Raw genomic sequence first — 17,377 nt, 5'->3', positions numbered from 1 at the left:
CCCACTGACAATCGGCCGGACTCCCGGACGACTCGGCCCGCCCCCGCCCGCTACCAGCTGGTCTTGCGGGACAGCTCCCACACCATCATGATCGTCGACGGGTCGATGGAACGCTCGACGCCGGAGATCTCCTCACTCGCGGCGATGTACTGCTTGCCCTGCCACAGGGGCAGCAGCCGCACGTCGTCCACAAGGATGTCCTGGGCCTTCTCGAACTGCTCGACGACGTCACCGCGGTCGCTCCGGCGGCGCGACTCCGGCAGCAGCACGTCCGTGATCTCGGGCGACTTGTAGGGCGTACCGAGCGCGTTCTGTTCGCCGACGAACGGGGCGATGAAGTTCTCGGCGTCGGGGAAGTCGGGGAACCAGCCACGGCCGAACACGGGGTACTCGCCCTTGCGGTAACCGGCTTCGTACGTCTTCCAGGGGCGGCCCTTGACGGTGACGCTGAACAGGCCGGTCTCGTTGAGCTGCCGCCTCAGCTCCTCGAACTCGGGCTTGGTCGTGGAGCCGTACCGGTCCGTCGTGTACCAGAGGGTGAGCGGTACGCGTTCGGAGATGCCCGCCTCCAGGAGGATCTGCCGGGCCTTGGAGGTGCTCGGGCTGCCGTAGTCGTCGAAGAAGCCGGTGGTGTGGCCGGCCAGTCCGCTCGGGACCATGGAGTACAGCGGCTCGACGGTGTCCTTGTAGATGCCGTGCGCGATGGCCGGCCGGTCGACGACCTGCGCGACGGCCTTGCGGACCGCCGCCTTCCTGGCCCACGGGTCCTTCGGGTTGAAGACCAGGTAGCGGATCTCCGTGCCCGCGCCCTCCACCAGCTGGATGTCGTCCTTGCCGCGCCGGTCCTCCAGGGCGACGACGTCCTCTGCGGCGAGTCCGCGGAGGGTGACGTCGATCTTGCGGTCCTTCAGGGCGCCCATGATCTCGTCCGAGTCCTGGAAGTACCGGATGGTGACGGCGCTGTTCTGGCGGTCGGCGGAGCCCTTGTAGTTGTCGTTGCGGACGAGCCGGGCCTCCTGCCCCTCCTCGTACGACGCCAGGCCGTACGGTCCCGACCCGGTGACCTCGCTGTCCTCGCGCAGGGCGTCGGCCGGGTACTCCTCGGGGTCGACGATCGACATGGCGGGTGTGGCGAGCACGAAGGGGAAGGTGGCGTCCGGCTTGTTGAGGCGGAAGACGACCTCGTCCGTCCCCTTCGTCTCGACCCGCGCCAGGCTGCCGAGCAGTCCCGCGGGGCCGCCGTCCACGGCGATCTTCCGGATGCGGTCGATGGAGTGCTTCACGGCCTCGGCGTCGAGAGCGTGCCCGTCGGAGAAGGACATCCCCTCCCGCAGCGTGCAACTGTACGTGCGGTTCGAGTCGTCGGTGAAGCGGCAGCTCTCGGCGGCGTCCGGCTCGGGCGCGGACGCGCCGGACGGGTAGCTGAGGAGGGTCTGGTAGATGTTGCGGAACAGCTCCCACGACCCGTCCCAGGACGCGGCGGGGTCGAGGGTGCTGGGTGCGCTGGTCGTGCCCACGATGATCGGGCCCTCGCTCTCGGAGGTGTCCGAGGAGAACACTCCGCATCCCGCGACCAGGGACATGGAGGTGATGGACGCGATCACCGACAACTGCCGCAGGGACCGGTTCCGCTTCAACACGCGCACGCTCCTCGATGAGCCCCGCCAAAGTGGGCAGGACCATATCGCAGTGCCCCGCCCGTCAAACGGCTCTGACGGCGGGGCACTTGACGTGCACGAACATCATTTGTTCGATTTTTTTCGGCTCTGCGGCTCTTGTTTGGAATCTGTGCAGAACATATCCGCTTTCCGCATGAATTTTCCGTGTGGAAAACCCGTGTACGACGCAGGGTTTAAAACGCCGAATTTAATGTCGTCACCGGTCAGGACACGCCCGCGTTGAGGAAGATCCCGCCGTCGACCACGAGCGTCTGCCCGGTGATCCAGTCCGACTGCTCCGAGGTGAGGAAGGCCGCGGCGCCCCCGATGTCGGAGGGCACCCCGAGCCTGCCGAGCGGGTACGCCGCGGCGGCCTCCTCCTCGCGGCCCTCGTACAGGGCCTGCGCGAACTTGGTCTTGACCACGGCGGGCGCGATCGAGTTGACCCGCACCAGCGGTGCGAACTCGTGCGCCAGCTGCAGGGACAGGTTGATCATCGCGGCCTTGCTCATGCCGTACGCGCCGATGAACGGCGAGGCCGAGACGCCCGCGAGCGAGGCGATGTTGACGATCGCGCCGCCGTTCGCGCTCTGCCACGCCTTCCACGTCTGCTGGGCGAAGCCGAGCGCGGAGACGACGTTGGTCTCGAAGACCTTCCGCGCCACATTGAGGTCGAGGTCGGCGATCGGCCCGAACACCGGGTTCGTACCGGCGTTGTTGACCAGGAAGTCGACGCGGCCGAACGCCTCCATGGTGCGCTCGACGGCGACGGCCTGGTGGGCCTCGTCGTGGGCCTTGCCCGCGACGCCGATGACACGGTCGGCGCCGAGCCGCTCGACGGCCTCCTTGAGCGCGTCCTCGTTGCGGCCGGTGATGCACACCCGGTCGCCACGGGCGAGCAGCGCCTGCGCGACGCCGTACCCGATGCCGCGGCTGGCGCCGGTGACGAGGGCGACCTTGCCCGAGAGTTCCACAGTGGTCATGTCCCTGTCCCCAGTCCTAGTTGAGCGGTCCGCCGGCGACGTACAGCACCTGGCCGGAGACGAATCCGGCGGCATCGCCCGTGAAGAAGGCGATCGCGTTGGCGATGTCGTCCGGGTTGCCCACGCGCTGGACGGGGATCTGGGTGGCGGCGGCGGCCTGGAACTCCTCGAAGCCCATACCGACGCGCTCGGCGGTCGCGGCGGTCATGTCCGTCACGATGAAGCCGGGCGCCACGGCGTTCGCGGTGACACCGAACTTGCCGAGCTCGAACGCGAGGGTCTTGGTGAAGCCCTGCAGACCCGCCTTGGCGGCGGAGTAGTTGACCTGGCCGCGGTTGCCGAGCGCCGAGGACGAGGAGAGGTTGACGACCCGGCCGAACTTGGCCTCCACCATGTACTTCTGGACGGCCCGCGTCATCAGGAAGGAGCCGCGCAGGTGCACGTTCAGGACCGTGTCCCAGTCGGACACGCTCATCTTGAACAGCAGGTTGTCGCGGAGCACGCCCGCGTTGTTCACCAGGATCGTCGGCGCCCCGAGCTCCTGGGCGACCCGCGCCACGGCGGCCTCGACCTGCGCCTCGTCGGAGACGTCGGCACCCACCGCGATCGCCCTGCCGCCTGCGGCGGTGATCTTCTCGACGGTGTCCTTGCACGCGGCCTCGTCGAGGTCGATCACCGCGACGGCACGGCCCTCGGCGGCCAGTCGTACGGCGGTCGCGGCGCCGATGCCACGCGCGGCACCGGTGACTACGGCGACGCGCTGCTCAGTGGTGGACATTGCTGGTTCTCCTCGCCCTTGGGGAAGCCCTTGAACGGTACACCCCACTGGTGAGCGACCGCTTAGTACCTTCAACGGACGAGACGCTAGAAGCCTTGGCACCCAGTGTCAACGGCAAGCCGCGCCCATGTGATCCATTACCCGGCCGAGAGGTGATCCACTACCGGACGAGCAGGTCGAGCAGACGTGCCGCCTCGGCCTCGGGATCGGCGGTGAGGCCGGTGTGGACGGGCCCCGGCTGCACCACCGTGGAGCGGGGCGCGATCAGCCAGCGGAAGCGGCGTCCGGCGTCGTCGCCCGCGGCCTGTCCGGCCGCCGCGCCCCCGGCGCAGACCCCTTCGACGGCCCGCAGCGCGGCCCGTACGCCCGGCGCGTCCGCCGCCGGGTCGAGCGCGAGCAGCTTGGTCTCGTCGAGGTGGGTGCGGGCGGCCACGTAGGAGTGCGCGCGGCAGTACACGAGCACGCCCGCGTTGAAGTACTCCCCCCGCTCGACGCGCGGCACGACGCGCAGCACCGCGTACTCGTAGACGACCCGGTCGGCACCGTCCACCACGTCGGCAACACGGCTCTCCCGGCCGTCGCGCTCGCTCACTTCGTGCCCTTCCGGATGTCACTGGTGCCACTGACACCACTGGTGCGGCTAGTACCGCTGGTGCGGTTGGTGTCTCTGATGCCTCTCGTGTCTCTGCTGTCTCTGACGCCACCGGTGTCGCTCTGGAGGCGGATGCGCTCGTGGATCGTGGCGGCGCGGGCGAGGAGCGGGCGCGCGTACGCCTGCCGGAGCGCGTCGGCCGAGTCGAAGCCCGGCTCGTCCTTCAGCCACTCCTCGGGGATCGCGGCGGTCACCTCGGCGAGCAGTTCCGCCGTGACGCGCGGCCCCAGCTCAGCGGCGGCGGCCGGGATGTCGGGGCCGAAGGGTGCGAGGGCGTGGTCGGTCGCGTCGTACGGCTTGGCCGCCGAGGCCTGCGCGCCCGGCCAGTTGTGGTGCCAGATCATGGTGGCGCCGTGGTCGATGAGCCACAGCTCGCCGTCCCGGAACAGCATGTTGGGGTTGCGCCACGACCGGTCGACGTTGTTGACCAGCGCGTCGAACCAGACGACCTTCCCGGCTTCCTCCGGGCTCACCTCGTGCGCGAGGGAGTCGAAGCCGATCGCCCGGGGGAGGAAGTCCATCCCGAGGTTCAGCCCGCCGCTCGACTTGAGCAACTCCTGCACCTGCTGGTCGGGTTCACCGAGTCCGATGACCGGGTCGAGCCCGATCGTGACGAGTCCCGGCACGCGCAGGCCCAGGCGCCGGGCGAGTTCACCGCAGACGACCTCCGCGACGAGGGTCTTGCGCCCCTGACCGGCGCCGGTGAACTTCATGACGTACGTACCGAGATCGTCGGCCTCGACGAGTCCCGGCAGCGAGCCGCCCTCACGCAGGGGCGTGATGTAGCGGGTCGCGGTGACTTCTGTCAGCATTTCCCCAGGTTATAGGGGCTGCCGCAGTCGTCCTCCGGAGGCTCCCCGATCGCTGTGACTGGGCTGGGGTGGACGGCATGTCCGAGGCAGACAGGTCCGAGATGGGCAGGTACGGGACAGGCAGGGCCGAGGCGGGCAGGGCGGTCCGGGTCGACCCCGGTGTCGAGGTGCCCTGTCCGGCGGAGGGCGAGGTGTGGACCGTCGGGGCGGTGATCCTGAACGAGCGGCGTGAGGCGTTCGCGCAGAAGCGCGGGCCCGACCGGCGGCTGTTCCCCGGCACCTGGGACGTTGTGGGCGGGCATGTCGAAGCCGGTGAGGGCCTGCTCGGAGCGCTGGCCCGCGAGGTCGAGGAGGAGACCGGCTGGCGCCTGCGCCGGGTACGCCGGCTGCTGCGGGTCACCCGGTGGGCCGGTGACGACGGGGGCCCGCTGCGGCACGAGGCGGACTTTCTCGTCGAGGTGGACGGCGATCTGTCCCGTCCGGCCCTGGAGTGGGCGAAGAACTCCGCATACCACTGGTTCGGCCCGGGCGACGTCCACCGGCTCAAGGAGAACTGCGCGCCGGGGAACCAGCTCGTGCACGATCTCATCGCGCAGGTCGTGGCCTGACCGGGCCGAGCGAGCACGCCCCCTCAGCTACGCGCCCTCAGTCCCAATGCTGTTTGTCGGCACCGCCGTTGAAGCGCCATACCGCCAGCGCGACGAACAGGACCGTGAATCCGCACAGCACCCCGACGTGCGGGAGCACACCGGCCACCCCCTCGCCGTCGAGGATCACCTCGCGGTAGCCGTGGCTCGCCCAGTACACGGGGGTGAATCCGGCGAGCGAGCCGACCCAGTCCGCCATCAGCTCCGTCGGGACGAGGGTGCCGCCGAGGATCACCCAGACCAGCGTCGTCACCCGCTCGTACGCGAAGGCCTGCCGACGTGTCCGGGCGACGGCACACAGCAGGAAGGAGAACGCCACCACACAGGCGGACAGCGCGGCCATGACGGCCAGCAGGGCGAGCAGACTCCCCCGTACCCGCAGGTCCATGACCACCCGGCCGAGCAGGAACAGCACACAGGACTGGGCCATGACCAGGACCAGACAGGGCGCCACCTTGCCCGTCATCAACTCGGTGTCGCGCAAGGGTGAGACCCGCAGCCGCGCCCAGGTGTTGAGGCCGTGCTCACGGAAGACGGACTCCGTGACGAGGCCCGCCATGAAGAAGGAGAACATCACCGTCATGCCGGGCACCGCCAGCTCGGCGCCGTTGACGCCGCGGTAGCCGAGCCGGTCCAGGGCCCCGACGTACAGGGGCTTGATGAAGAACATCAGCAGCGCGGGCGTCAGCAGCATGGTGATGACCGGTGCCGGATCGCGGCGCAGCCAGACCAGATCGTGCCGGGCCACCGTCAGGGCGCGGTTCACTCGTCCCGCCCCGCCCCGAGCAGTTCCAGGTACGCGGCTTCGAGCCCGGCGCGGGACAGCTCCACCGCCCGCAGGCGTTCGCGGTCCTGCCCGGTCAGTTCCACCGCCTTGACCAGGTCGACGCCGGGCCGGTCCGTGGGCAGGAAGACCGTGTCACCGGCCACTCTCGCGCCCGGCCAGGGCAGTTCCGGGGCCTCCCCGCTGAATCTCAGCACCAGTTCGCTGCGGGTGTAGCGCGCGATGAGCTGGTCCACGCCGGCGTCCTCCCGCACCCGGCCGTCGCCGAGCACGACGACCCGTGCGTCCAGTTCCTCCACCTCCTGCAGATAGTGCGTGGTGTACAGGACGGTGCCGCCGTCGTCGGCCAGGGCGCGGACCTGCCGCAGAAGGCCGCGGCGGGTCTGCGGGTCCGCGCCCGCGGTGGGTTCGTCGAGCAGGATCAGCCGCGGCCGGTGGACCAGTGCGCAGCCCACGTGCAGCCGGCGCTGCTGGCCGCCGGAGAGTTCACGGGCCCGGCGTCGGCGCAGCGGCGTCAGGTCGAGTGTCTCCAGCAGGGTGTCCACGGAGGTACGCAGCTCACCGCGGCGCAGACCGGCCAGGGCTCCGAAGAAGCGCAGGTTCTCCTCCACGGTGTGGGTGGGGTAGACGGCGACGTCCTGGGCGGCGAGACCGATCCGGCCGCGGGCGGCGCGGGGGGCGCGTACGACGTCGGTGCCGAGGACCGATACGGAGCCGGCGTCGGGACGCAGCAGGCCCGCGACGACGGAGACGAGGGTGGTCTTCCCGGCCCCGTTGGGTCCGAGCAGGGAGACCACCTCTCCCCGTTCCACGACGAGATCGACCTCGTCGAGGACCCGCCTGCCTCCGAAGGACTTGACGAGCCCTCTGATCCTGAGTCCGGGCGTCGGTCCGGGCAGAGGTCCGGGTGTCGGTCCGGGCGTCACCGGGTGGCGCGCTCCCCGAGCGCCAGGAGCATGTCGGTGGAGTTGCGCTCGATGGCACGGACGGCGACGGGTTCCAGCATGGGTTTGAGCATGGCGATACCGATCTCGAACTCCACCTGCAGGGTGACCCTGGTGACCGTGTCGGTCTCGGCGACGACCTGCCAGTACCCCTGGAACACCTCCAGGTCGCCCGAGACCTGCGTGTACTGGATACGCCGGGCGCGGTGATCCCGTACCTCGTGCTCGGTCCACTTGAGGACGGAGCCCTTGAGCAGCACCTCCCAGTCGGTCATCGCCTCCGTGCCGCCGTCGTCGCGCGCTGTCTCGTTGTAGACCTTGGTCGAGATGACCACTTCCATGAAGGCCGGGTACGACTCGACGTCGCAGACCCTCTCCCACACCGACGCCGCCGAGGCGTGCAGGCGTTCGCTGACCGTCACCACGGGCATGTCCGAACCTCCGTCATGTGCTCAGGTCCCTCCGTCATGTGCTCGGTTCCATCCGTCGTGTGCTCAATTCCCTCCGTCATGTGGTCAGTTCCCTCCGTCATGTGGTCAGTTCCCTCCGGGTCGTCGTCGCGGCCGCGTGCAGGCCGCGTTCGAGGAACGCGAGATCGTCCTCGTCGATGAACGCGGGCGGGGTGAACCGCAGGACACCGGGCGCGGTCAGACACATCGTCAGCAGCAGCCGCTCGCTCAGCGCGGCCCGCATCATCTCGGCCGACACGTCCGGCCGGGTCCCGTGCAGTCCGAGCATCAGGCCGCGGCCCGTGACGCCGGTGAACAGCTCCGGCCAGTCCCGCACCAGGCCGCTGAGGACCGTGTGCAGCGCGTGTCCGGCCCGCCGGGCCAGCGCGGGTACGTCATGGGAGGCGACGACCTCCAGCGTGGCCAGCAGCGCGGCCGACGCGAGCGGATTGCCCCCGAAGGTCGAGGTGTGCAGCAGCGGGTCGTGGTCGTAGGGGCGGAAGGCGTCCTCGGTGGCGACGAGTGCCGATACGGGTATGACCCCGCCGCCCAGTGCCTTGCCGGACAGCAGGATGTCGGGGCGCACTCCCAGGGGCTCGTGGGCCCACAGCGTGCCGCAGCGGCCGAGGCCGCACTGGATCTCGTCGAGGACGAGGAGCGTGCCCGCCTCGTCGCACGCCCGGCGCAGCGCCTCGGCGTAGTCGGGGGTCAGGGGGTGGACACCGCCCTCGCCCTGTACGGGTTCGGCGAAGACCGCGGCAGGCCGCTGCTCGCGTACGAGCCGCGCGGCCGAGGCGGCGTCGTCGCGCGGCAGCCGGAGCACGCCGGGGAGCAGCGGTCCCAGTCCGGTACGGAAGGGTGCGGCGTCCGTGAGGCTCAGTGCGCCCGTCGTCTTGCCGTGGAAGGAGCCCGCCAGGTGCGCGAGGCCGGTGCGTCCGGTGCGGGCGCGGGCGAGCTTGAGGGCCGCTTCGACGGCCTCGGCGCCCGAGTTGAGCAGCATGACCTTGGTCAGCGGCTCCGGTGCAAGGGCGGCCAGGGCCGCCGCCGCGCGCGCGTGGGACTCGTTGGGGAGCGTCCGGGTGGATCCGGCGAGCGTACGGAGCTGCCGTGCCACGGCTTCGACGGGTCCGGCGTGGCCGTGGCCCAGCAGGAACACGGCGAAGGAGCCCACGTCGAGATAGCGCTCGCCACTCGCGCCGGTGACCCAGGCGCCTTCCCCGCCGACCTCGGGGTCGGTGGCGCCCGTCAGCCGGAAGAGGAGGGCGCGCCCGGCGGACTGATGGGCGCGGACGAGTTCGAGCAGGGCCGTCATGGGGCCCCGCCCACGGACCGCTGCTTCCGCCCGAGACCGGGCGGCGCGTCCGGTACCGCGCTACACCGCTCGTCCGGCCCTGCGCCACGCCGTCCGTCCGGCTCGTAGCCGGGGTGTCCGTCCGGGGCGGAGCCAGGGCGTTCGTTCAGTTCGAAGGTGAAGGGGAGGTCGAGTGCCCAGCGGCCGAGGAGTTGGCGGGTGGCGAAGCGGGTCGGCGGGTGGAAGCGGGCCGCGTGGGCGTCCCGCAGCAGCCGGGAGGCCGTTCCCGTGGCCGCGTACGACGCCACGCCCACGAGTTCGGAGGTCGCCTCGACGGCCCGGGTCGCCAGTTCGGCGGCCCGGCACTTGAGGGCGAGCAGCGCCGGCGTGAGGCTGCGCGGGTCGGCCGTGCGCGCGTCCAGCTGCCGTGCGAGCCCCGCGCAGGCCGCCTCCAGGGGGAGTACGTCGACGAGGACGGCGCCGAGCGCGGACTGGAAGGAGGGCAGTTCGGAGCGGGACGCCCCGAGGTGGGTGACCCGGGAACCCTCCAGCGCGGTACGGGCCTGGTCGACCGCCGCGGAGATCAGCCCGAGATAGCAGGCCGTGGTCGACACGCAGAACCACCCGAGTCCGGCGGCGAAGACCTCGTCGCCGTGGGAGCCGGGCCGCGTGCGGTGGAAGACGAGTTCGTCGGGGATCGCGCAGTCCCGCAGCCGTACGGTGTCGGATTCGGAGGCGCGCATGCCCAGCGTGTCCCAGGTGCGTTCGACGGTGATGCCGGGGCTGTCGGTGGCGACGAGGGCCACCAGCAGGCTCTCCGGGCCGCCCGCCTCGTCCCGTACCTGCAGACAGAGCAGGTCGCTGCGTTCGGCCAGCGAACAGGGCACCTTGACGCCGTTCACCGTCCATCCCTTGCCGTTGCGGCGGGCGGTGCAGTGGGATCTGGTCAGCGCACCGGCCAGCCCGGGTTCGGCGAAGGCGTTGCCCACGATGCGCTGCTGGCCGGCGATCGCTTCGAGCAGCATCCACGACTCGTCGCGCTCCCGGCGCCAGTGCTCGACGAGGACGCCCACCGAGAAGAGGTGCATGTTGACCGCGATGGCGAGCGCCGGGTCCGCCGCGCCGATCCGGCGCTGCAGGGCGCAGCACTCCTCGATCGAACCGCCGCCGCCCTCGAACTCACTCGGTACGGGCAGCCCGAACCAGCCCGCTTCGCGCAGTGCCACGACACTGCGGTCGGACAGCCGTCCCGTACGGTCGTTCTCCGCCGCGAGCCCGGCGAGCCTGTCGGTGACCGAGGTGGGCAGCAGCCGTTCCGTATCGGGCCACAGGGCCTGGATTCCGCGCCGGTAGTCGTATGCGTCCGCCTGGTTCGTGTCCGCGTCGTTCACGTCTCCTCCTCGCCGACCCACGGTGCGGGGTGGCCCTGTGCCAGGCGCGGATGCCGGTCGGCCCACGCCTCTACGCACGTCCGCAGGGCTGGTCCGACGGGCGGTACGCGCCGGGTCACCCCGATGGGTTCGTGCGTGGACATGTACGGGATGAACGCGCTGAGCAGTTCCACGGCGTGGAGCTGGCGTGCTGTCAGGTGCGGGCGCGCGAACGGCAGATAGAAGCGGTCCCACTGCTCGGGGGTGACGATCGTCGGGATCTCCAGGGGGCCGCACCCGCGCGCCGCACGCCAGGTGTTGAGCGTCCTGAACTGCACCTCGACCAGTTCCTTCACCGAGCAGGCGTCCTCGCCGGTGCCCAGGACGACGGGCTGTCCGGCCGATCCGCCGAGCCCGACACGCCCGTCACGCCCATCACGACCGACTGGACCGACTGGACCGACTGGACCGTCGCGGCCGCCGCGACCGTCGCGCGCGAGGTCCAGCACGCAGGCGGCGACGTCGCAGCTCGTCACGGTCTCCACGAAGGCCTCCCCGTCCCCGACGACGGCGGGCAGCAGCCCGGTGACACAGCTGCGGATCAGCGAGTACAGGCCGGTGAACCTGCTGACCGCCCCGTCCGAGCGGCGGCCGATCACCAGGGGCGGGCGCACCACCGTGGCGCCGTAGCGATCGACGGCTTCCCGCTCGGCGGCGGCCTTGGACCACTCGTAGCTGTTCCGGAAGTCGTCCGGGTTCTGCGATCCGGCGGTGCCGCGCAGGCCGGTGACGTACGCGGTGGAGACGTGGATGACGTGGGTCCGGGGGCCGACCAGGGGGGCGAGGGCGCCGACGGGGGCGACGTTCGCGGCGGTGGCCCGCGCCGCGGGGAGGTTCCAGCGGGGCCGGGCCGCCGCGTTCACGATCACGTCCCAGGGGCCGGCGAGTTCCGGTGGTGCCGGGGCTTCCCCCATGCGCCAGGCCGTCGCGCCGGTGCCGCCCCGGGCGGAGCAGCCGGTGACCTGCCAGCCGGCGGCCCGTGCCTGCTCGGCGAGTTCGGCTCCCACGACTCCGGTGGCACCGGTGATGAGCATCGTGCCTGGTGTGTTCACAGCGGCTTGATCCATTCGCTGGGCAGCAGCGCGGGCAGTCCGAGTTCGTCGACAGCCTCCTGCCAGCCCCGCACGAGGCGCAGCCCGCCGAACATGCCGTTCGGGGAACGGAGTTCGGGCAGTTCAGCGTTCAGGCCGAGCTCCCGTTGCGCGACGGCGACCCAGTCGCGCAGCCGCCCGAGCCACTCCTCCGCCCCCGTCGGATCGGCGGCGAGGGCGTTGGCCTCGTGGACGAACCGCAGCCCCTCGACACGGACGTCGTCCGGGACGCGGGCGCACGGGTCGACGGCCCCGCCGTCCTCGTAGAGGTACGGTTCGCCGCCGTACGCCAAACCGCGCACATACAGGCAGGACTGCACCAGATGGCGGGTCTGGGCGGCCACCAGCCGCCACTGACCGGCGCGGACACCGCCTCCGACGTCCTCCAGCGCCTCCTGGGTGACGACCATGGTGATGACCGCCCCATGACTGACATGCGTCACGTGGGTGCGCAGATCGCGCGTGGGACGTACGGTCACGGCGCACTCCGAATCCCCAGCCAGAGCATGTCCTCGGCGAAGAGCGAGGCGACATCGGGGTGCCACGCCTCGCCCGGGTGGTAGGTCCAGCTTCCGGGGGCGCTCACCGGGCTGTCCTCGGAGACGGCGGCGGCGCGCAGTCCCCAGCGGGAGACCAGGTGCCCCTCGCCGAAGGGGCGCCAGGCGGTGCCCGCGGCGGGCAGCAGGCACAGCTGCCAGCCGGACGTGTCCACGTCGGACAGGTAGGTGTCGAGTACCTCCTCGGCCCGGCGCAGGTATGCGGGTGCCTCGTCCGCCGTCAGCGGCGGGCACATGGCAAGCTCGAACGCCGCCATCCCGTCCTGGTCGCCGAGCCGTCGCAGCTTCTCGCCGACCCACTTCCATTTGAAGTAGCGCTCGCCCTTGGTGACCGCGTGCCGTTCCAGGGCGGCGATCAGCGCCTCGCCCGCCCGCAGCGCGGCCGCGAGCGGCTTGCGGTCCGCCAGCGCGCGGGAGGCGGAGCGCATGCGGACGGCCTCGACCGCGTACCAGGCGCGCAGCCACCCGGTGATCTCCCCGTCGAGCCGGCGCTGCCAGTCCAGCCACTGCGGGGTGCCGTCCAGAGGGAGCCCCAGGCCGAAGCGGCTGAGCGTGTCGAAGACCTTGCGCTGTTCCACCAGGTCGCCCGGGGAGACGGTCGGCGGCGGCCAGGCTCCCGCGCTCAACTCTGCGTGCCGGGCCATGAGTTGGTCGGCGCCGGTGATGATGACGTCGATGCGCGCGCTCTTGGCGTACGACATCAGCGGAAGCGTGCTGGCCACGTCGTCCTGGACGACGACGTACAGGTCGAGGTCGCTGGTGTCGTTGCCGAATCCCGCGATGACGGAGCCCGCGGCGACGACGAGCAGCGGGTCCCCGAAGGACTCGTCCACCTGTTCCAGCACGCGTGCGCGGGTCAGCCCGTGTGCCTCGATGTGCGCGGCGAACCGTTCAGTTCGCGCGTCGTGGCGCGCCGTTGTCACCCTGTGCCCCCCTCGCCTCACGGGTCCGGGCCTCATCTGTCCGGGCCGCCTCACGTATCCAGGTCCGCAGCATCAGCCGCCGCGGTTCTTCCGGGGTGTCCCGGAACGCCGTCCGGCCGTGGCACAGCAGACGGTTGTCGACGACGACGAACTCTCCCGGGGACAGCCGCTCCACGCGCCACAGCCGTGGGTCGTCCAGCAGCGAGTCCAGCTCGTCCAGCGCCGCGAGCTGCTCGGCGGTCAGGTCCGGGACGTGGGGGTGGCGGTGCCCGATGGTGATGTATGCGCGCAGGTAGCTGATGCGTCCGGGAGTCAGAACGCCGCGTACGACGGTGGGTTCGGCCCACGCGTCGCCGCCGCGCCGGTCGAAGTGGAAGGGCTCGCCGAGGACCCGTACGGCGTCCGGTGAGAGCCGTTCGGTGAGTGCGTCGCGGTGCAGCAGCACGAGTTCGCCGCCGTCGGCGGCCTGGTGGACGCAGTACAGCAGGAAGCGGTCAGGGGGCTCGCCGGGCATGTGCGGGCCGTCGGTGTGCAGATTGCCCCCGTCCCGGGAGTCGGAGTACCTGCCGGTGGCGCCCTCGCCGAGCCGCATCCCGCGGTCTCTGACGTCGCGCAGCAGCGCGCCCCGCGCGTCCTGCGGCAGCGCTGCGCCGAGCAGTCCGGTCGCGGCGGTCACGAAGTCGCGCGCCCGGTACTCGTCCAACCGCTCCTCCAGGGCGAACACCGCGTATCCGTCGGGGTGGCGCGCGCCGTCGTGGAGGAGGGCGGACAGGGCCGCGGTGTCACCCGCCGACAACAGAGCGCGCGACAGTCCCCGGTCGACCCCGACACGGGGTGTTCCCACTCCTGCTCCCGTTCCCAGTCCCGCTCCCGCGGTGCGGCGGGCGAGTGGTGTTTCAGACATGGCGCATCACTTCCTCGTGTACCGCGTCGAAGGTGAGTGCGGCCGGGTTGTTCCCGGCCCTCCCCCGGTGGCCGAGGCCCGCCTCGATGAACGCGGGCAGTTCACCGCGGGTCAGACCGCACTCCGCCAGCCGTACGGGGCAGCCGGCGCGCGCCAGCCGCTCCCGCAGCGCCCGCGCCGCGCTCTCGCCGTCGGATGCGCCCAGGAGGGTGTGCACCTCCCGGATCCGGTGACGTACGGCCGGTGCGGTGTACCGGTCGTTGTACGGCAGGAGCCACAACAGGTTCAGCGCGCACGCCAGTCCGTGCGGGATCCTCTTGTGATGGGTCAGCCAGTAGGAGAAGGCGTGGCCCGCGGTGGTGCGGGAAAGGTCGATGGCCCGTCCCGCTGTGGTCGCGGCGGCGGTCAGCCGGTACCGCTGCAGGTCGGTGGGCCGGTTCAGCGGCTGCCCGGTCAGCTCGGCCAGTTCCCGCAGGGCGGGTGCGGCCAGCGCGCGTGAGTGCGGGGTGGCACGGGTGCTCCACAGCGACTCCACGGCGTGTGCCAGCGCGTCGAACGCGCACGGATACGTCACCGAGGGCGGGCAGCCGTGGGTGCGGTCCGGGTCGACCAGCGCCACGTCCGCCCGGAGGGACGGGTGGTCGAGGGACCGCTTGTCCCCCTGTACGTAGACGGTGGCGAACCGGGTCACCTCGCTGCCGCTGCCCGCGGTGGTCGGCAGCAGGACGAGTGGGGGCGGGTCGCCGCGCAGCAGGCCGGTGTCACCGTGCAGCGCGGCGCGGGCCGCTTCGCTGCGTACGGGCAGCACGCGGGCCGCCTTGGCGACGTCGAGCGTGGAGCCGCCGCCGACCGCCACGATCAGATCGGGAGGGGCCTCGGCCAGGGTGCGGGCCCCCGCGAGGACCGTCTCCAGGGTGGGGTTCGGCGTGATGGCGGAGAAGCGCGAGCACGCGTGCGCCTCCAGCAGCCGGGGCAACTGCGCCTCGGCGTAGGCACGTTCGGTGGCGAACACCGCGACGCGCGCCGGCCGCCGCTGGGCAACTGCCCCCTGTGCGACCGCCTCCCGCACGACGGTGTCCCGTACCACGGCGTCCCGTACGACCACCGCGTCCGCGACCACCTCGGGCAGCATCGCGGTGCAACCGGAGCGCAGTACAAGGCGCAGGGGCCTGGCGTCCTCCGCGGGGTGCGCGGGAGGCGCGGGATGCGCGGCGGCTGCCGTCGCGGTGCTGTCCGTGCGCGGTGTCACGCGTCCTCCCGGGCCCAGTGGGCGAACCGCTCCCTCAACCGCGTGGGCGAGATCCCGTCCGTGACCCTGGGAGGTACGGGACCGGTCGCGCTGATGCCCACATGGAGGAAGTGCGGTCCCGGCGTGCCGAAGGCCACCTTCAGCGCCCCCGACAGGTCCGTCCGCGTCGCGCACCGGGCGGTGCCGCGGTAGCCGGCTGCTGCCGCGACCTGGGCCAGGTCGGTGGTGGCCGAGGTCGTCGGCTGGCCGCCGGTCGAGGCGTAGACGCCGTTGTCCAGGACGACGTGCACGAGATTTTCCGGCGCCTCGGCGCCGATGGTGGACAGGGTGCCCAGGTGCATGAGGGCCGCTCCGTCACCGTCGAGGACGAGTACCGGGCGGCGCGGCATGCTTGCGGCCAGTCCCAGGCCGAGGGCGCTCGCGTGTCCCATGGAGCCCTGCATGTAGAAACTGCCGTCGCGGTCCGCCGCCGCGCACAGGTCGCGTGACGTGTAGCCGGTCGTGGCCACGACAGCCGTGGCCGGGGGGAGGTGCGCGGCTATGAGGCGGACGGCTTCGGTACGGCTGACGGGCGCGCGCGCCGTGCCCTCCGCCCGGCCCTCGCCGACCCCGCCGACCCCGCCGACCCCGCCGATCCCGGGCGCGGAGCCGAACGTGCCCCTGGGCACCAGCACGAACGCCGGCTCGCCCGCGCCCGCACGCGCCACGGCGGCGTCGAGAACACGCGCCGCGTCATCGAGACCGCCGGTATCACCGGCATCACCAGAACCGGCGCCGGAACCGGCATCAGCACCGGCACCGGCACGCACACCCGCACCCGCACCCGCACCCGCACCCGCACCAGTGCCGCCGTCCAACGTCCAGTGCGCCACCCCCAGCGCGTCCAGCAAGGCATGGCCGCTGTGCCCCATCACGGCATGCTGGGGTTCGTCGCCCCGCGGGTCGGGCCAGCCGCGCAGGCTCATGAAGACCACGACTCCGATGCCGTACGGCATGACCAGGGACGTCAGCGGGTTGACGAGGTTGCCGAAGCCGGAGTTCTGCACGAGGACCCCGATCCGGTCCCCCGCCAGGGCGGCACCGGCGGCCAGGGCCAGCGCGGCTCCCTCGTGCGCGGCGGCCACGTACCGGCCCTGTGCGGTGAGTACGGCGGTGGGCCCGCCGAGGGAGGAACACGGCACACCCGTGCCACCCGTGAATCCCCGTGCCACGAGCAGCGCGCAGAACGCCTCCGCGTCGATCACGGGTTCAGCGCAATCCACTCGTCCAGCCGCTGCAGTGCGAAGATCTCCTTCATGCTCGTGATGTCCGGCTCGATACCCGCCGAACTGCCGTGCGCGGAGATGGCCTCCAGTACATGACGGGTGGCGGCGACCTTGGCCCGCAGGCCGTGGTTGGCGTAGATGAGCATGCTCACCCCCGCCGCGTGGGCGTCGCAGGCGTGCCAGGAGCTGTACGTGGTGGGGACCGCGACGACCGGTACGGGACTGCGCCACTTCTTGAGGAAGGCGAGGATCTGGTCGGGGGCCGTCCCCTTGGAGTGCACCAGGATGGCGTCCGCCCCCGCGTCGACGTAGGCGTGCGCCCGCTCCAGGACGGTCTCCACGCCGAATCCGGCGATGAAGGCCTCGGTACGGGCGATCACGAGGAAGTCGTCGCCGCGTGCCGTGTTCCGTGCGACCCGGACCTTGTGGGCGAACTCCGCGGTGTCGGCGAGGTCCTGGCCCCGCGCGGCGAAGCTGTTCACCTTGGGGAAGGTCTTGTCCTCCATGCAGACCCCCGCGATGCCCGCGGCCTCGTACTCCGTCACCATGTGCGCCACGTTCAGCGCGTTGCCGAACCCGGTGTCGCAGTCGGCGATCACCGGCAGGGAGCAGACCCGGTCGAGGTGCACCGCGGCCTGGAGGTACTCCGTCATGGTCAGCAGACTCGCGTCGGGCAGGGCGCGCGCGGCGGAGACCTCGAAGCTGGAGGCCCAGACCGCGTCGAACCCCGCCTCCTCCACCAGCACGGCGCCCAGACCGTCGTGCGCGCCGGCCGCCCGGATCAATCGCCCCGACGCCAGGAGGTGACGCAGGTGCCTGGCTTTCTCCATCTGTGCGTTCTCCCTCGGGCTCCGACGCCACGTATTCCTGGTGGTTCTCTCTCCACGAAGCTGCATTCCGCGGAATTCCGATCTCCACGGCCCTTCGCGTCATGCCGTCCGGTGGTGTCCGGTCCTGTCC

The 17,377-nt window shown here is 71.5% G+C and carries 18 protein-coding genes; 1 reads left to right on the top strand and 17 read right to left on the bottom strand.

The genetic code is table 11. The features are described 5' to 3' along the window. Positions 1–50 precede the first annotated feature (50 nt). The 5 genes from C6Y14_RS22950 to C6Y14_RS22925 all read right to left on the bottom strand — a co-directional run bounded on the left by C6Y14_RS22950 (position 51) and on the right by C6Y14_RS22925 (position 4,883). Positions 51–1,640 (bottom strand): ABC transporter substrate-binding protein, encoded by a 1,590-nt coding sequence (locus C6Y14_RS22950; RefSeq protein ID WP_199854822.1) that lies wholly within the window; start codon positions 1,638–1,640, stop codon positions 51–53. Between the two features lie 242 nt (positions 1,641–1,882). Then, positions 1,883–2,641 (bottom strand): SDR family oxidoreductase, encoded by a 759-nt coding sequence (locus C6Y14_RS22945; protein ID WP_107018673.1) that lies wholly within the window; start codon positions 2,639–2,641, stop codon positions 1,883–1,885. 16 nt (positions 2,642–2,657) lie between these two features. After that, positions 2,658–3,419 carry a 3-oxoacyl-ACP reductase FabG gene (gene fabG / locus C6Y14_RS22940; RefSeq protein WP_107018672.1) on the bottom strand — a complete coding sequence of 254 codons (762 nt, stop codon included), beginning with the start codon at positions 3,417–3,419 and terminating at the stop codon, positions 2,658–2,660. A gap of 160 nt (positions 3,420–3,579) precedes the next feature. Continuing rightward, positions 3,580–4,011: a DUF3037 domain-containing protein gene (locus C6Y14_RS22935; protein ID WP_404828817.1), complete on the bottom strand. Its 432-nt coding sequence runs from the start codon at positions 4,009–4,011 to the stop codon at positions 3,580–3,582. Next, entirely contained in the window at positions 4,008–4,883 is an 876-nt protein-coding gene (locus C6Y14_RS22925) for a HipA family kinase (RefSeq protein WP_225891220.1), read from the bottom strand. The genes C6Y14_RS22935 and C6Y14_RS22925 overlap by 4 nt, the downstream gene beginning before the upstream one ends. Before the next feature lie 101 nt (positions 4,884–4,984). On the opposite strand from C6Y14_RS22925, the gene C6Y14_RS22920 reads away from it, so the two are divergent. Beyond that, positions 4,985–5,491, top strand: coding sequence for an NUDIX hydrolase (locus tag C6Y14_RS22920; protein WP_107018911.1), 507 nt, complete (start codon positions 4,985–4,987; stop codon positions 5,489–5,491). A 37-nt stretch (positions 5,492–5,528) separates the two neighbouring features. Here C6Y14_RS22920 and C6Y14_RS22915 read toward each other — a convergent pair whose 3' ends face one another. The 12 genes from C6Y14_RS22915 to C6Y14_RS22860 form a co-directional block, all read right to left on the bottom strand. Continuing rightward, on the bottom strand, positions 5,529–6,296 hold the full coding sequence (locus C6Y14_RS22915) for an ABC transporter permease (protein ID WP_107018671.1): 768 nt from the start codon (positions 6,294–6,296) through the stop codon (positions 5,529–5,531). Further along, positions 6,293–7,240 carry an ABC transporter ATP-binding protein gene (locus C6Y14_RS22910; RefSeq protein ID WP_107018670.1) on the bottom strand — a complete coding sequence of 316 codons (948 nt, stop codon included), beginning with the start codon at positions 7,238–7,240 and terminating at the stop codon, positions 6,293–6,295. The genes C6Y14_RS22915 and C6Y14_RS22910 overlap by 4 nt, the downstream gene beginning before the upstream one ends. Further along, entirely contained in the window at positions 7,237–7,689 is a 453-nt protein-coding gene (locus tag C6Y14_RS22905) for a type II toxin-antitoxin system RatA family toxin (RefSeq protein WP_107018669.1), read from the bottom strand. Before C6Y14_RS22905 ends, C6Y14_RS22910 begins: the two co-directional genes overlap by 4 nt. A 97-nt stretch (positions 7,690–7,786) precedes the next feature. Beyond that, positions 7,787–9,019: an aspartate aminotransferase family protein gene (locus tag C6Y14_RS22900; protein ID WP_107018668.1), complete on the bottom strand. Its 1,233-nt coding sequence runs from the start codon at positions 9,017–9,019 to the stop codon at positions 7,787–7,789. Beyond that, on the bottom strand, positions 9,016–10,389 hold the full coding sequence (locus C6Y14_RS22895; protein ID WP_199854821.1) for an acyl-CoA dehydrogenase family protein: 1,374 nt from the start codon (positions 10,387–10,389) through the stop codon (positions 9,016–9,018). Before C6Y14_RS22895 ends, C6Y14_RS22900 begins: the two co-directional genes overlap by 4 nt. Further along, complete coding sequence (locus C6Y14_RS22890; protein ID WP_159074305.1) at positions 10,386–11,480, bottom strand: SDR family oxidoreductase; 1,095 nt, start codon at positions 11,478–11,480, stop codon at positions 10,386–10,388. The genes C6Y14_RS22895 and C6Y14_RS22890 overlap by 4 nt, the downstream gene beginning before the upstream one ends. Continuing rightward, the gene (locus C6Y14_RS22885) at positions 11,477–11,998 is read right to left on the bottom strand and encodes a hypothetical protein (RefSeq protein ID WP_225891219.1); all 522 of its coding nucleotides are present in this window, start codon (positions 11,996–11,998) and stop codon (positions 11,477–11,479) included. The genes C6Y14_RS22890 and C6Y14_RS22885 overlap by 4 nt, the downstream gene beginning before the upstream one ends. Then, on the bottom strand, positions 11,995–12,999 hold the full coding sequence (locus C6Y14_RS22880; protein WP_107018666.1) for a hypothetical protein: 1,005 nt from the start codon (positions 12,997–12,999) through the stop codon (positions 11,995–11,997). Before C6Y14_RS22880 ends, C6Y14_RS22885 begins: the two co-directional genes overlap by 4 nt. After that, positions 12,968–13,903, bottom strand: a complete 936-nt coding sequence (locus tag C6Y14_RS22875; RefSeq protein WP_107018665.1) for a TauD/TfdA family dioxygenase — start codon at positions 13,901–13,903, stop codon at positions 12,968–12,970. The genes C6Y14_RS22880 and C6Y14_RS22875 overlap by 32 nt, the downstream gene beginning before the upstream one ends. Next, a complete protein-coding gene (locus C6Y14_RS22870) occupies positions 13,896–15,152 on the bottom strand; it encodes a phosphonoacetaldehyde reductase (RefSeq protein WP_107018664.1) in 1,257 nt (418 codons plus the stop codon). Before C6Y14_RS22870 ends, C6Y14_RS22875 begins: the two co-directional genes overlap by 8 nt. Further along, positions 15,149–16,396 (bottom strand): thiamine pyrophosphate-dependent enzyme, encoded by a 1,248-nt coding sequence (locus C6Y14_RS22865; RefSeq protein WP_225891218.1) that lies wholly within the window; start codon positions 16,394–16,396, stop codon positions 15,149–15,151. The genes C6Y14_RS22870 and C6Y14_RS22865 overlap by 4 nt, the downstream gene beginning before the upstream one ends. Next, a complete protein-coding gene (locus C6Y14_RS22860) occupies positions 16,393–17,247 on the bottom strand; it encodes an isocitrate lyase/phosphoenolpyruvate mutase family protein (protein WP_107018663.1) in 855 nt (284 codons plus the stop codon). Before C6Y14_RS22860 ends, C6Y14_RS22865 begins: the two co-directional genes overlap by 4 nt. Positions 17,248–17,377 lie beyond the last annotated feature (130 nt).

It is taken from the genome of Streptomyces dioscori (assembly GCF_003024195.1).
Classification (GTDB): domain Bacteria; phylum Actinomycetota; class Actinomycetes; order Streptomycetales; family Streptomycetaceae; genus Streptomyces; species Streptomyces dioscori.
The sequence above is the reverse complement of the archived record's forward strand: the minus strand, read 5'-3'. Positions and strand labels throughout refer to the sequence as shown.

What these genes read in the sequence shown, in the direction of transcription:
- C6Y14_RS22945 (WP_107018673.1), bottom strand. Translation starts at nt 2,641, where the DNA reads ATGACCACTGTGGAACTCTCGGGCAAGGTCGCCCTCGTCACCGGCGCC.
- fabG (WP_107018672.1), bottom strand. Translation starts at nt 3,419, where the DNA reads ATGTCCACCACTGAGCAGCGCGTCGCCGTAGTCACCGGTGCCGCGCGT.
- C6Y14_RS22925 (WP_225891220.1), bottom strand. Translation starts at nt 4,883, where the DNA reads ATGCTGACAGAAGTCACCGCGACCCGCTACATCACGCCCCTGCGTGAG.
- C6Y14_RS22920 (WP_107018911.1), top strand. Translation starts at nt 4,985, where the DNA reads ATGGGCAGGTACGGGACAGGCAGGGCCGAGGCGGGCAGGGCGGTCCGG.
- C6Y14_RS22905 (WP_107018669.1), bottom strand. Translation starts at nt 7,689, where the DNA reads ATGCCCGTGGTGACGGTCAGCGAACGCCTGCACGCCTCGGCGGCGTCG.
- C6Y14_RS22900 (WP_107018668.1), bottom strand. Translation starts at nt 9,019, where the DNA reads ATGACGGCCCTGCTCGAACTCGTCCGCGCCCATCAGTCCGCCGGGCGC.
- C6Y14_RS22875 (WP_107018665.1), bottom strand. Translation starts at nt 13,903, where the DNA reads ATGTCTGAAACACCACTCGCCCGCCGCACCGCGGGAGCGGGACTGGGA.
- C6Y14_RS22860 (WP_107018663.1), bottom strand. Translation starts at nt 17,247, where the DNA reads ATGGAGAAAGCCAGGCACCTGCGTCACCTCCTGGCGTCGGGGCGATTG.